This is a genomic window from Mesorhizobium sp. M0030 (assembly GCF_040323695.1).
In the GTDB taxonomy this organism is placed as follows: domain Bacteria; phylum Pseudomonadota; class Alphaproteobacteria; order Rhizobiales; family Rhizobiaceae; genus Mesorhizobium.
The window spans coordinates 200,679-214,783 of sequence record NZ_JAMYVE010000006.1 but is presented as its reverse complement, the minus strand read 5'-3'; the positions used below and the strand labels follow the sequence as shown (position 1 = coordinate 214,783).

Here is a 14,105-nt window from a genome sequence, read left to right as displayed (position 1 = left end):
CTTCACATTTTCGCCATTTGCTTCTTCGCCAGCTCGATCTTCTGATCGGTGAGCGGGATAGGGATCGTGTAGCCGGCTTCGGTGAAGCCCTGCTTGGCGTTCTCGAAGAATTCGATCGCCTTGAGATATTCCGGCTTGCCCGCGCCATAGCTGGCGCGGTTCCAGTGGACGTCGCCGATATTGTTCTGCTCGAAGGCCCACTGCAGCGGCTGACTTTCGCGCGTAAACACCTTCAGCGCCGCCGTGAACGCCGCTTCGGCGTCGTTGAGATATTTGTCGGTCCGCTGGAGATTGCCGAGATTGAGCAGGCTCATACCGATGCCATTTTGAGCGTTGGCCCAGTCGACCGGCGCGGCCTCGATGGTGAGTATTTCGAGCGCTGCCCGCCGCGCCGCAATCGAATCCTGCAGGGTCTTGGCATCGCCATTGCTCATGCTCAACCAGTGCAGCGTCGAGCCCAGGCCGGCCTGGGCCATTGCCCATTGCCGCGGGTTCGTCTCGCGCTTGTACTCGCGCAACGCATTGCCGTAGGCGTCGACCGCCTCGCTGTAATGCTCGGGTTTGTCGGTGACGCCGCCGAGAAGCTGCAGCGTGTTGCCGAGATTGTAGTAGCTCATCGCCCAGTCCTGCGGGAACTTCCGCCTGACATAGACCTGCCGTGCCGCCTGGAAGGCTGCCGCCGACTGTTCCAGCTTGGCCGCATCACGCGTGCGCTGGCCCAGCGTCTGATAGATCGAGCCGAGATTGTTCTGGGCTGACGCCCAGTCCATCGGGAAGCGCTTGCGGGTAAACACCGTCAGAGCGTCGTCATAGGCAGCAGCAGCTTCTTCGAGCGTAGCCGTGCCCATATCGAAGCGGGCGATACCGCTCAGCGCATTGCCCAGGTTGAGGCGGCTGGTCGCCCAGGACACCGGGAAAGTTTCGCGGGTTCGCACTTCCAGCGCGGCGCGAAACGCGTCGGCCGCCTCGTTGATCTTCGCCTTGTCGTTGAGCTGGATGCCAAGCGTTACAAGCGTGTTGCCGAGATTGTTCTCGACCATCGCCCATTCCACGGGTGCTTTCTCGCGTGTGTATTCCTCAAGCGCCAGCCGGTAGGCTGCTTCGGCCTGGGTGAGATGCTCGCCGGCAGGCTCACGCTCGGAGAGTGCATGGAGCGCGAGGCCTAGATTGTTCTGCGAACCGGCCCAGTCCAACGGCAGCTTGTCGCGCGGACGCTTCTCAAGGGTGGCGCGCGTCGCCGCCACCGCTTCATTGAGACGCTTCGGGTCGCTCTCGCGTTCGCCGATCTTCAGAAGCACGTTGGCCAGGTTGTTCTGCGCCGCGGCCCAGTTGCGGTCGTCCTTCTCGCGCTCGAACACCACCAGCGAATCGCGGAAAATCACCGCCGCTTCTTCGAGATGCGCAGTCTCGGTTTCGCGCTCTCCAATGGTCTGCAGCACCACCGCCATGTTGTTGCGGGTGATTGCCCAGTCGCGATTCTGTTCGCCGTTGGGGATGAAGTTCAAGATGGTGCGATAGGCCTCGATGGAGTGCTGCAGCGCATCGAGGTCGCCGGTGGCGTAGCCATGAGCGTTCAACGCCTCGGCCTCCTGGTTCTTGTAGTTCCAGCGCAGCTTTTCGTCCCACTTCTCGACCAACGAATACGCCTTGGCATAGTCGTTGGCGGCGGATTTGTAGTCGAAGACCAGCGCGGCGGCGTCGGCGCGTTTGGCATAGATGGCGGCGTCGGCGATGCGCTTTTGCCGGAGCAGGTCCTCGGCCTCGTCGACCGCACCGCTGTTTTCCTCGATCCGGCCGACCGCGTCGTCGAGGAATTTGCGCGCCGTCACCATGGCGCCCTGGCCTATGGCCTTGTCGGCGGATGCGACCAGGCGACTGATCTCGGGATCGCCGGTGCGCAGCGCGGCGCGCTCGGCCATCATCTTCTTCAGACGCTCGGCCTGGCTGTCCAGCACCTTCTGCAGGTCGTTCGGATCCTCAGGGATCTTTTCCGTGCCGAGCGCCTTGAGCACGCCGTAGAGCGCGTCAAGGGGCACGCCGTCCTGCAGAGAAGCCAACTCCACTTGAGCCCGTTTGGGATCGGGCAGGTCGGAAATGGTCAGCAGCAATTGCCGCCGCTCACCGGTGATCAGCCCGTCGTCGCCGGTCGGTTCCGGCGGCGCGACGCCGAAATAGAGCAGGCGACGCAGGCTCTCGCTGACCCAGGGGCGCTGCTTTGCCTTGGTGTCGAGATAGACCTCTTCGGTGACCATGCGCATGACCGAGCCGAATTCCGTGCCTTTCATCGCGGTGAGGTGGCGCAGCAGGGCGGCGGCGTAGGGGCTGTTTTCGCCGGCTGCGCCATCAAGCGCGGGTCGGCCCGGCTCGGCGGCGAAGCCGACGACGGTTCCCAGGCTGGCATCATCCACTGAGGCATCGGCGAGGGCCTTGGCGCCGCGCACCGGCTCCAGCCCACCGGCGCCGACAGGCTCGGCGGAAGCCGTCGGCCCGCGGCGCACGACCGCGTCCGGCGGAAACGGGTTGGTGCGGCAGGCGTCAAGCAGCACGATCGTCACCGGCACGGTCTTTTTCAGCTCGTCCATGACGGCTGAAATCGGCACCAGCGCCTCACCGGCATTTTTCAACGACGAGACGTCGGCATCGACCGGCACCAGATAATTCTCGCCGCCCGCCTCGATGCCGTGGCCGGAATAATAGATGAAGGCGACGTCGGCGCCTTCGGCGTCCTCGACAAACCGATCGAGATCGCGCTTCAGCTTGGCGGCATCGCGATCGGTGACGTTGCCGGCGTCGAAGCCGAGGTCGGTCAGCATCTTGGCCATGTCGCGGGCGTCGTTGGCCGGGTTGGCAAGGGCTGCGATGTGTTCGTATTTCGACTGGCCGATGATCAGCGCCACGCCCTTGAGACTCTTGGTCTCGGCGGCCTGGGCCTCAGATACGCCAAGGCAAAGCAGTATAGCGACGAAACCCGCCAGCCACCCCTGTCTGACCAGCCACACTTGTCTGACCAGCCACTCCCGTCTGAAATGACGCTGTTTCGGCGTCGCAATCATTCGCTGTGTGTCCGCCCTGATGATCCCAAGCCTGTATAGCGCTGCCACCCGACCATGATCAAATTCAGGCGCCGGGCGGATCTAGGATCAGTTTCTGAAGATCATGGCGATTGCGCTGGAATCCGGGCTCGCCTATCCCTGAAAAATGTCTCCGCTCACCGAAACCGTTCTTTTCGTCTTCAGCCTCGTCGCGCTCGGCTATGTCACCGGGCTCACCGGCTATCTGAAACCGGCCAGCGGGGACGGCATCTCCGAATTCGCCATCAACGTCGCGATGCCGCTGCTGCTGTTTCGGACGATGGTGAATTCGGATTTCCACGGCGTGGCGCCCTGGTCGCTGTGGGGTGCTTATTTCGCGGCGGTTGCAATGACATGGGCCGCCGGCCATCTGGTGACGACACGGATCTTCGGGCGGGACGCGCGCACCGGCATCGTCGGTGGAGTGTCGTCATCCTTCTCGAATGTGGTGTTGCTGGGCATTCCCTTCGTTCTCGGCGTATTCGGGTCCAGCGGATTCGAAGTGCTGTCGCTGCTCGTTTCCGTGCATCTGCCGACCATGATGATGGCTTCGATCATCATGTTCGAGATATTTGGCCGCGGCGGCAGCGAGCCCGTACACCCGCTGCGCATCATCCAGAGCTTTCTGAGAAGACTGTTCACCAATCCGTTGATCATCGGCATCCTGGCCGGGCTGGCATGGCGCCTCACCGGCGCGCCGCTGCCGAACCTTGCCATGCGACTGGCCGATGCGCTGGCTAACACCGCCGGGCCGGTGGCGCTGTTCGCCATGGGGCTCAGCCTGCGCCGTTTCGGCATTTCCGGTAACATCCGACCGGCGCTGGCGCTGTCGACGCTGAAACTGTTCCTGATGCCGGCGCTGGTGCTCGGCCTGGTCTGGCTGTTTGGCCTGCCGCCCTTGACGGCCAAAGTGGCGGTCGTGGTGGCGGCGCTGCCGTCCGGCATCAATTCCTATCTCATCGCCGTGCAGTTCAACACCGGCCAGGCGCTGGCGTCGAACCAGATGACCATCGCCACGGCAAGCGCGGTTGTTACAACCGCCTTTTGGCTGACGGTGGTGGTGCATGTCTTTGGGTAGGCTTGGTCTTCTGTAAGGCTGGTCTTTGGCAAGGCTGGTCTTTGACAAGGCTGCGGCCCAAACTAATTTACATGTGAATTTTCTCTGGCGTTGGGCTGGCCCAAAGCCTATATGCCATCTTGCAATTGCTTGCCGGGCTTGCCCTAGGTAAAGAGCAGTGGCTTCAGCGTGTCGGCTCCGCCGCCATTGTGCACGCTCGTTCAAGAGATCCAGGAAACCGGCCCGTCAGTGCGCCGAACGGAGGCTAGACCATGCTGCAGAAAACCAGCCATTTCATGCGCCAGGCCAATCTCATCAACGGCGAATGGGTGCAGGCCGACAGCGGCCAGACGGTCGACGTCAACAACCCGGCCACCGGTCTCAAGATCGGCACCGTGCCGAAGTCGGGCAAGGCGGAAACCCGCCGCGCCATCGAAGCCGCAAGCGAAGCCTTCAAGGCCTGGCGCAAGACGACCGCGCTCGAGCGCTCGAAGCTGTTGCGCAAGCTGCATGACGCGATGATGGACAATCAGGATGTGCTGGCCGAACTGCTCACCATCGAGCAGGGCAAGTCGCTCGCCGAATCCAAGGGCGAGATCGGTTCGGCCGCCGCCTATATCATGTGGTTTGCCGAGGAAGGCCGCCGCACCTATGGCGATGTCGTGCCATCGCCATGGGGCGATCGCCGCATCCTGGTGACCAAGGAGCCGGTCGGCGTCATTGCCGCCATCACGCCGTGGAATTTCCCCTCCTCGATGCTTGCCCGCAAGCTTGGCCCCGCGCTTGCCGCCGGCTGCACCGCCGTGGTCAAGCCGGCCTCGCAGACGCCGTATTCCGGCCTTGCATGGGGCGCGCTCGCCGAGGAAGTCGGCTTCCCCAAGGGCGTCATCAACATCCTGACGGGTGCTGCCGGCGAAATCGGCGACGAGATCTGCGCCAATCCGCTGGTGTCGAAGATCACCTTCACCGGCTCGACCGAGATCGGCAAGCTGCTGATTCAGAAGTCGTCCGTCACCGTCAAGAAGGTCTCGATGGAACTCGGCGGCAATGCGCCGTTCCTGGTCTTCGACGATGCCGACCTCGATCGCGCCGTCGCCGGCGCCATCACCGCCAAATACCGCAATTCAGGCCAGACCTGCGTGTGCACCAACCGCTTCCTGGTGCAGGCCGGCATCTACGACAAGTTTGTCGAGAAGCTGGCCGCTGCCAGCAATGCGCTGAAGGTTGGCTCGGGCCTGGAAGAGGGCGTGCAGCAGGGACCGCTGATCGACGTGAAGGCGGTCGAGAAGGTCGAGGAATTCATCGCCGACGCCACGTCGAAGGGCGGCAAGGTCGTTGCCGGCGGCAAGCGCCACGCGCTTGGCGGCTCATTCTTCCAGCCGACCGTCATCGCCGATGCGAAGCCCGACATGCGCTTCATGAAGGAAGAGATTTTTGGCCCGATCGCCCCGGTGTTCAAGTTCGAGACCGAGGAGGAAGCCATTGCGCTCGCCAACGACACCGAGTTCGGCCTGGCCGCCTATTTCTACACCGGCGACCTCGGCCGCGCCTTCCGGGTCATGGAAGGCCTGAAATACGGCATGGTCGGCGTCAATGAAGGCCTGATCACCACGCCGGAAGCGCCGTTCGGCGGCGTCAAGGAATCGGGCCTCGGCAAGGAAGGCGGACATCAGGGCATCGAGGATTATCTCGACACCAAATATGTCTGCATCGGGGGTCTCGGCCTCTAAATCATTCACGGGCAGGGCAGGCCGCGCGCCTGCCCTTGCCAGACGACATTCAGCCGGACTGGAGCGGTTCAGCGTTTCACGGAAACGCCGAACCGCTCCAGTTCTTTGTTTTTTGCAATTCCGGACGGAAAACCGTTTCACACTTTTCCTGGAATTGCTCTAAGTCGACAGATCGATGAATTAGCATTTGGACATAGCGATGAAGGACGGCGAAGTCTTCGGCACGACGCAGGCAGGCGAACCCGTTCGCCGTTTCACCATCCGGGGCGGCGGCGTCAGCGCCAACATCATCGGGCTCGGCGCAATCATCCAGGATCTGCGGCTCGCCGGGCACGACGCGCCGCTGGTGCTGGGCTACGATCGCTTCGAGCCTTACGAGACTGACCGGGCCTTCTTCGGCGCGGTCGTCGGCCGCTATGCCAACCGCATCCGCGACGGCCGCTTCACCATTGCCGGCCAGCGCTACCAGACCGAGCGCAATTTCCTCGGCAAGCACACGCTGCATGGCGGCTCGGAGGGCTTCTTCCATCGGCCGTGGACGGTTTCGCTGCACGGCCGGGATTTTGTCACCCTGACCCTGCACGATCCTGAGGGCACGATGGGCTTTCCCGGCGCGCTCGACGTCACCTGCACCTACCGGCTGAAGATTCCCGGCACGCTCTCGATGGAACTGACCGCCACCTGCGAGGAGCCGACGCTGTGCAATCTGGCGCAGCATTCCTATTTCAATCTCGACGATGGCGGCGCCGGCGACATTCTCGACCACCGGCTGATGCTGAACGCCGGCGCCTATACGCCTGTCGATGGCGAGATGATCCCGACCGGCGTCGTCAAACCTGTCGACGGCACGCCCTTCGACTTCCGCCAGGCGCGGCCGCTGCGGATGGAAACGGAAGGCGAGCAGCTTCCCTACGACGTCAATTTCTGCCTGGCGTCAGCCCGGGGCCCGCTTCACCAGGTGGCGTGGGCGCAAGGCGCCAATTCCGGCGTCGAGATGGAAGTCTGGACCACCGAGCCGGGCCTGCAGCTTTACACCGGCCAGTATGTCGCGCCGACCTCGGGCGGCCTGGACGGACGGCGCTACAAGGCGTTTTCCGGCTTTTGCCTGGAAGCGCAGACCTGGCCCGACGCGCCGAACCGGCCCTATTTCCCGCAGGCCACGCTGTGGCCGGGCCAGATCTATCATCAGGTGACGGAATATCGTTTCAGGCTTCCCTAAGGTCTTAGACTAGCCCTCGAAAGCGGTTCTTAGAACCTCGAACGGCGCCAGCGCGCCTCGCACCTGCACGACAGCGGCGGCGACGCGATGCGCGCGCTGCACGGCATCCGCCGGGGCATGGCCGGCAAGCCGGGCGGCGAGATAGCCGCCATTGAAGGAATCGCCGGCGCCGGTGGTGTCGACCGGGGTGGCGACATGCTGGGCCGGAACCGGCTGCAGGGCTCCGCCAGTGGCGATCAGCGCGGGCTTCTCGCCATTCTTGACGACGACTTCGCCGACGAGTTTTCCCATCCGCTCGGCGGTCGCTTGCGGCGCCGTGTCGCCAAACAGCATCTGCTCGTCGGGAAAGGTCGGCAGCGCGATGTCGGCGACGGCAAGCGCGTCGAGGATCGCGGCTTGCGCGTCCTCGCGGCTCTGCCACAGGCGCGGCCGGTAGTTGGGGTCGAAGGCGACGCGAGAACCGGCAGCGCGCGCTTTGGCCACTTCTGCCAGCAACGTCTTGCGCGCGGCGGCATCCAGAATTGCCAAAGTGATTCCGGAAAAATACACAAGAGCCTGGTTTTCAAGGCTTCTTGCCAAGGCGGCCGGGTCCGAGGCAAGCCGCCTGGCCGCCGCGTCGCTGCGCCAATAGGTGAAGGCGCGTTCGGCGCCGGTCAAGGTGATGGCGTAGAGGCCGGGCCGCGCGCCTGGGATGACCGGGCTGGCGCCGATGTCGATGCCGTTTTCGGCGAAGAACGAAATCTGGCCCTGCGAGAAGGGATCGTCGCCGAAGGCCGAGACATAGGTCGCCGGCCGGTCGCCGCTCAGCGCATGCAGCGCCCACAGCGTGTTGAACGTGTCGCCGGCAAAGCCCATGCGCCAGTTCGGCCCGGCCTGGCCGGACAGTTCGAGCATGCATTCACCGATCGAAGCGACGCCGTCTGCTGCCATGTATCTGTCTCCGGATCAGTTCGCTGCTGTAGCTTTTTGCGGCCGGCAGCGCCATGCTTGGCGGCGGCGGTTTTTTGCGCCAGAAGCGTTTTCCCACAGAAGCGGCGGGACGCGAATTGCTTCCCGAGACGTTATGCCCAGAAGAGGAACCGGTTTGGCATCGATATGGCGTTATCTTTTTGCGGGCGTTGGTCTGGCCGCCTTGCTGGCTGGCATATTGGCGATCGTCTATCTGACCGCGCCGCAGTCGGCGCCAGGCCCCGATGTTTCGCGCTCGAAGAAGACGGCGAACGGCTTGTTTGTCGCCAGCATTCAGCCGGAACGCGGCGTTATCCGGCAAGGCGAACTGCAATCCTGGTTGCTGACCCTGAAGACGGTCAACGGCGATTTCGTGGAAGGTGCGGCGATCTCGGTGTCCGGCGGCATGCCGCAGCACAATCACGGCTTGCCGACCAGTCCGCAGGCGACCGACTATCTTGGCGAGGGGCGCTACCGGATCGAGGGGCTGAAATTCACCATGAGCGGCGTGTGGCAGTTGCGCTTCGCCATTTCGGCGGCGGCCGGTTCCGACACGGTCGTCTTCAACGTGGTGCTGTGAGCGGATGAACCGCCTGTTGCGCCTTCTGGCCCTGGCTGCGGTTTTGCTTGTTGCCGGCTGCGGCAAGCCGGACTTTTCCGATGCCGATAAGAAGACCATCGCTTCGCTGGCGCTGAACACCTTGCCGGCGCTCAAACCCGACACCACCAACCGCTTCGCCGACGTGCCAGCCGCCGCCGCCCTGGGCTCCACTCTGTTCTTCGACCAGGGCATGAGCCGTGACGGTAACGTATCCTGCTCGACCTGCCACAAGATCGACCGGCAGTTCCAGGATGACCTGCCGCAATCCGTCGGTGTCGGCCGCACCAACAGGCGCTCGATGCCGCTGGCCGGCATCGCCCGCAATCCGTGGTTCTTCTGGGATGGGCGGCGCGACAGCCTGTGGGCGCAGGCGCTGACGCCGCTGGAAAATCCGCTCGAGCAGGCGGGAAACCGCGCCGCCTTCGCCCATTACATCCAGAAGCGCTTTGGTGCGCGCTACGAGCGCATCTTCGGGCCACTGCCGGATCTTTCCGCCGTGCCGGCCAACGCCAGCCCGCTTGGCAACGAGGCCGAGCAGGCGGCCTGGAAGGCGATGACCCCAACTCAGGCTGAGGGCGTCAACCGCGTCTTTTCCAATATCGGCAAGGCGATCGCTGCCTTCGAACGGTCGATCGAACCGGCACAGACACGCTTTGACCGCTTTGCCATCGATCTTGTGTCAGGCGCCAAGCCGAAAGCCGACGATGCCTTTTCGCCGGAGGAGATGCTCGGACTGAAACTGTTCATCGGCAAGGCCAATTGCGTCACCTGCCATAACGGCCCGCGCTTCACCGACAACGCTTTCCACAACACCGGCGTGCCGCCGGTCAGGGATTTGCCATTGGATCGCGGCCGTTTCGATGCGGTGGCCCAGGTTCAGGCCGACCCATTCAACTGCTTCGGCGCCTTCCGCGATGGCGACGCCGGCGCCTGCGGCGAGCTGCGCTTCATCGTCAAGGCAGCACCCGAACTGATGCGTGCCTACAAGACGCCGTCGCTCAGGGGCGCGGCGACACGGCCGCCCTATATGCATGCCGGACAGTTCTCCACGCTGGAGGAGGTGGTGGCGCACTATGCGAAGGCGGAGGCGAGCGTCGAGGGCACCTCCGAGGTCCACCCGCTGCAGCTGTCGGACCGCGAACGCGCGGCGCTGGTGGCGTTTTTGAAGACGCTGTCGGAGTGAGCTAGCGATCCTTCACCGTCTCCATCGCCACGAAGGTCGAGGTCTGGGCGACGTGGGGGAGCGCCGAGATGCGCTCACCGAGAACACGGCGATAGGCGGCGATGTCGGTGGTACGGACTTTCAGGAGATAATCGAAGCTCGACGCCATCATGTGGCACTGCTCGATCTCCGGCACGGCCTGCACCGCGCGATTGAAAGCATCGAGCGCGGCCGAGCGTGTGTCCGACAGTTTGACCTGGACGAAGGCGACATGGCCTTCGCCCATGCGCTCGCGATCGATGATCGCCTGATAGCCCCTGATATAGCCGTCCTTCTCCAGGCGCTTCACCCGCGCCTGCACCGGCGTCTTCGACAGGCCGACCTTGCCGGCCAGTTCCGACATGGACAGCCGCCCGTCGCGCGCCAGCGCCGACAGGATGTTTCTGTCGATGCGGTCCAATCGGTCTTCTGTCACGGATATCACAGCCCATCTGATAACAATTGAGCCGCAATGATAGATCATTCGGCCTGCCATGTCGATTTCTTTGGACCGGCCGAAAATGCGGCTCTGTGCTAGCTTGCGCCATTCGGTCCGGCGACCGCCGGCCCGCTCCCAGATGCTTGCTCCGCAGGACCGCCATGCCGCTCGACACCATCCGCCAGCAGATCCGCGCCAACTACCTGCCCGACGAAGACGCGGCTGTGAAGCGCCTGGCTGCCGCGACAGAACTTTCGGCCGATGACCGCAAAGCCGTCTCGGCCCGTGCCGCGGATCTGGTGCGCGCGGTGCGCGGCTCGTCCGACCCGCGGCTGATGGAGGTTTTTCTCTCGGCCTACGGCCTCTCCACCAAGGAAGGCGTGGCGCTGATGTGCCTGGCCGAGGCACTGCTGCGCGTGCCTGACACCGAGACCATGGACGACCTGATCGCCGACAAGATCGCACCGCATGACTGGTCGGCGCATTCGGGCGGTTCGAGCTCGATCTTCGTCAATGCCTCGACCTGGGCGCTGATGCTGACCGGCCGTGTGCTCGATGAGGGCGAGGGCGGCATTGAAGGCACGCTGCGCTCGATGGTTCGCCGGCTGGGCGAACCGGTGATCCGCAAGGCGGTCGCCGCCGCCATGCGCGAAATGGGCGAGCAGTTCGTGCTTGGCCGCAATATTGCGGAAGCCGTCAAGCGCGGCAAGTCGATGATCCAGAAAGGTTATCTCTATTCCTTCGACATGCTGGGCGAGGCGGCCCGCACCGAGGCCGATGCGCTGCGCTACCATAAGGCCTATGCCGATGCGATCTCCTCGCTCGATTCAGGCTCCAACGGTCCCGATATCCGCCAGAACCACGGCATCTCGGTTAAACTGTCGGCGCTGCATCCGCGCTACGAAGAGGCACAGAAGGAAAAGATGCTGCCGGTGATGGCCGAGCGGCTGCTGTCGCTGGCGCTGGCCGCACGCCATTCGCGCATGGGCCTCAACATCGACGCCGAGGAGGCCGACCGGCTCGACCTGTCGCTCGATGTGATCGAGCGTGTGTTATCCGAGCCGGAGCTTGCCGGCTGGAATGGCTTTGGCGTCGTCGTCCAGGCCTACGGCCCGCGCGCGGCCTTCACCATCGACTGGCTCTATGCGCTGGCGGAAAAGTACGACCGCAACATCATGGTGCGGCTGGTCAAGGGCGCCTATTGGGACACCGAGATCAAGCGGGCACAGACGCTGGGGCTTTCCGGCTACCCCGTCTTCACCCGCAAGGCCAACACCGATGTTTCCTACATGGCCTGCGCCAAAAAGTTGCTGTCGATGACCGACCGCATCTATCCGCAATTCGCCACGCACAACGCCCATACAGTCGCTGCCGTCCTGTCGATGGCTGACAACCGTGACGCTTTCGAATTCCAGCGCCTGCACGGCATGGGCGAGGCGCTGCATGAGACGGTGCGCCAGGCCGAAGGCACGCGGTGCCGCATCTATGCGCCGGTCGGCGCGCACTCCGACCTCCTGGCTTATCTGGTGCGACGTCTGCTGGAGAATGGCGCCAACTCCTCCTTCGTTCATCAGCTCACCGACGAGGACGTCGAGCCGGAGGATATTGCGCGCGATCCGCTCGAGACGGTTGAGAGCCAGGGCTCCGCCGCCAATCCGGCAATCGCTCGTCCGGCGACGATCTTCGGCACTGGGCGGCGCAATTCGAAGGGATTCGACATCACCGACCCGGTGACGCTGGCGGCGATCGACAAGGCCAAGGCGGCCTTTGCCGGGCCCGAGCGCTGGCATGCCAAGCCGATCACGCGCGCCGCCGGCTACGGCAAGCAGCGCCCGGTGGTCAATCCGGCAAAGCCTGCCGAGATCGTCGGCACGGTCGCTGAAGCCGCTGCCAAGCAGGTAGCGACCGCGGTGCGCTTCGCGGTGGAGGCGCAGCCGGCCTGGGCAAAACGCCCCGTCGCCGAGCGCGCCGCCATCATCAACCGCGCGGCCGACCTCTATGAGGCCAATGCGGTCGAGTTTTTCGCGCTCGCCACCAGGGAAGCCGGCAAGTCGCTGGCCGACGGCGTGGCCGAAGTGCGCGAAGCCGTCGACTTCCTGCGCTACTACGCTGCCGAAGCGGCCAACAACGAAGCGGGCACCGAGGCGCGCGGCGCGATCGTGTGCATTTCGCCGTGGAATTTCCCGCTCGCCATCTTCACCGGCCAGATCGCGGCAGCGCTCGTCACCGGCAATTCGGTCATTGCCAAGCCGGCCGAACAGACGCCGCTGATCGCCTTCCGCGCCGTCGAGCTGCTGCGCGAGGCCGGCGTGCCGGAAGATGTGATCCAGCTTCTGCCGGGCGACGGCCCGTCGGTCGGCGGACCGCTGACTGCCGATCCGCGCATTGCCGGCGTCTGTTTCACCGGCTCGACCGAGGTCGCCAAGCTGATCGAGAAGCAACTGGCCGAGACAGCTGCGCCCGACGCCATGCTGATCGCCGAGACCGGCGGTCTCAATGCCATGATTGTCGATTCCACAGCACTGCCCGAACAGGCGGTGCGCGACATCCTGGCGTCCGCCTTCCAGAGTGCGGGCCAGCGCTGCTCGGCGCTGCGCGTGCTCTACGTGCAAAAGGATGTCGAGAAGAAGATGCTGGAGATGCTGAAGGGCGCCATGGAAGCGCTCACCATCGGCGATCCCTGGCAGATTTCGACCGATGTCGGGCCGGTCATCGATGACGAGGCGCAGGAATCGATCCGCGAGTATTGCACCAAGATGGGGCTGCAGGGCCGGTTGATTGCCAAGCTCGAAGCACCGAAGAACGGCCGCTTCGTTGCGCCGCATGTGTTCCGGGTCAAGGGCATCGAGGAGATGGAGCGCGAAGTGTTCGGTCCGGTGCTGCATGTCGCCAGCTTCGACGCCGACGGGATCGACGCCGTCATCGCCGCCATCAACCGCAAGGGCTATGGCCTGACCTTCGGCCTGCACACCCGCATAGAAGGCCGCGTCCAGCATTTCGTCGACGGCATCCATGCCGGCAACATCTATGTCAACCGCAACCAGATCGGCGCCGTCGTCGGCTCGCAGCCCTTTGGCGGCGAGGGGCTTTCGGGCACCGGGCCGAAGGCCGGCGGGCCGCATTATCTCCGGCGGTTCCGCAAGGGGCCGGAGGCGGGCACGGAGATTGCCGAGGGCCACAAGGTGACGGCGACCGAACTGGCCGACAATCTGCCCGATCCGACGCTTGGCGGCTGGTCGACGCGGCCGGACCGCATCGCCATCTTGAGAAAGCATCTGCGCGGCAAGGGCGCTGCAGCGATCGGCGCTGCAGCCGCCATCGATTTCGGCCAGGTCGACCTGCCCGGACCGACCGGCGAGGCCAACACGCTGTCGCTGTCGCCGCGCGGCCGGGTGCTGTGCCTCGGTCCGGACGCCGACACGCTGCTTGCCCAGACGATCCAGGCGCTGGCCGCCGGCAATGCGGTGCTGGCCGTGGCGCCGAGCGCGCCGGCGGCACTGTCGGCGCTGACCGGCAAGGGGTTGCCGCTGGCGGCCATAGACGGTCGGCCAGACCCAGTCGAAGCGCGTTCGCTGCGCGTCCATGTCGTCGCCTTCTCGGGCAGGCCTGAGGCGGCGCGGATCGTGCGCAAGGTCATTGCCGACCGCAGCGGGCCGATCGTGCCGCTGGTCAGCGAGGTGCTCAACCCGGCGGCCTATGCGCATGAACGCGCTGTCTGCGTCGACACCACGGCCGCCGGCGGCAATGCCAGCCTGCTCGCGGCGGCCTAGGCGGCTTTTCGCGGCTCGCTTGCCTGCGTCGGGTTGCAAGGGTATGCGCAAGGGATAGAGAGCAACTCG

Annotated in this window: 9 protein-coding genes; 6 read left to right on the top strand and 3 right to left on the bottom strand. The window is 64.5% G+C overall.

Annotated elements, in window-relative coordinates; all coding sequences use genetic code 11:
• Positions 1–2 precede the first annotated feature (2 nt).
• Positions 3–3,053, bottom strand: coding sequence for a caspase family protein (locus NKJ80_RS15105; RefSeq protein WP_352497834.1), 3,051 nt, complete (start codon positions 3,051–3,053; stop codon positions 3–5).
• 145 nt (positions 3,054–3,198) lie between these two features.
• Between NKJ80_RS15105 and NKJ80_RS15100 the strand changes: the two genes are divergently transcribed.
• The 3 genes from NKJ80_RS15100 to NKJ80_RS15090 all read left to right on the top strand — a co-directional run bounded on the left by NKJ80_RS15100 (position 3,199) and on the right by NKJ80_RS15090 (position 7,077).
• The gene (locus NKJ80_RS15100) at positions 3,199–4,149 is read left to right on the top strand and encodes an AEC family transporter (protein ID WP_023681741.1); all 951 of its coding nucleotides are present in this window, start codon (positions 3,199–3,201) and stop codon (positions 4,147–4,149) included.
• A 251-nt stretch (positions 4,150–4,400) separates the two neighbouring features.
• A complete protein-coding gene (locus tag NKJ80_RS15095) occupies positions 4,401–5,858 on the top strand; it encodes an NAD-dependent succinate-semialdehyde dehydrogenase (protein ID WP_352497833.1) in 1,458 nt (485 codons plus the stop codon).
• Positions 5,859–6,051: 193 nt separating this feature from the next.
• A complete protein-coding gene (locus NKJ80_RS15090; RefSeq protein ID WP_023681740.1) occupies positions 6,052–7,077 on the top strand; it encodes an aldose epimerase family protein in 1,026 nt (341 codons plus the stop codon).
• A 9-nt stretch (positions 7,078–7,086) separates the two neighbouring features.
• On the opposite strand, the gene NKJ80_RS15085 is transcribed toward NKJ80_RS15090, so the two are convergent.
• Positions 7,087–8,007: a sugar kinase gene (locus NKJ80_RS15085; RefSeq protein WP_352497832.1), complete on the bottom strand. Its 921-nt coding sequence runs from the start codon at positions 8,005–8,007 to the stop codon at positions 7,087–7,089.
• Positions 8,008–8,161: 154 nt separating this feature from the next.
• Here NKJ80_RS15085 and NKJ80_RS15080 point away from each other — a divergent pair, with 154 nt between their 5' ends.
• Together NKJ80_RS15080 and NKJ80_RS15075 are read left to right on the top strand one after the other, a co-directional pair.
• Positions 8,162–8,605, top strand: coding sequence for a FixH family protein (locus NKJ80_RS15080; RefSeq protein WP_352497831.1), 444 nt, complete (start codon positions 8,162–8,164; stop codon positions 8,603–8,605).
• A gap of 4 nt (positions 8,606–8,609) precedes the next feature.
• Entirely contained in the window at positions 8,610–9,809 is a 1,200-nt protein-coding gene (locus tag NKJ80_RS15075) for a cytochrome-c peroxidase (RefSeq protein WP_352497830.1), read from the top strand.
• 1 nt (position 9,810) lies between these two features.
• Here NKJ80_RS15075 and NKJ80_RS15070 read toward each other — a convergent pair whose 3' ends face one another.
• Positions 9,811–10,263 carry an Lrp/AsnC family transcriptional regulator gene (locus NKJ80_RS15070; protein WP_023710746.1) on the bottom strand — a complete coding sequence of 151 codons (453 nt, stop codon included), beginning with the start codon at positions 10,261–10,263 and terminating at the stop codon, positions 9,811–9,813.
• A gap of 164 nt (positions 10,264–10,427) precedes the next feature.
• On the opposite strand from NKJ80_RS15070, the gene putA reads away from it, so the two are divergent.
• Positions 10,428–14,036, top strand: coding sequence for a bifunctional proline dehydrogenase/L-glutamate gamma-semialdehyde dehydrogenase PutA (gene putA, locus NKJ80_RS15065; protein ID WP_352497829.1), 3,609 nt, complete (start codon positions 10,428–10,430; stop codon positions 14,034–14,036).
• Positions 14,037–14,105: the final 69 nt, after the last annotated feature.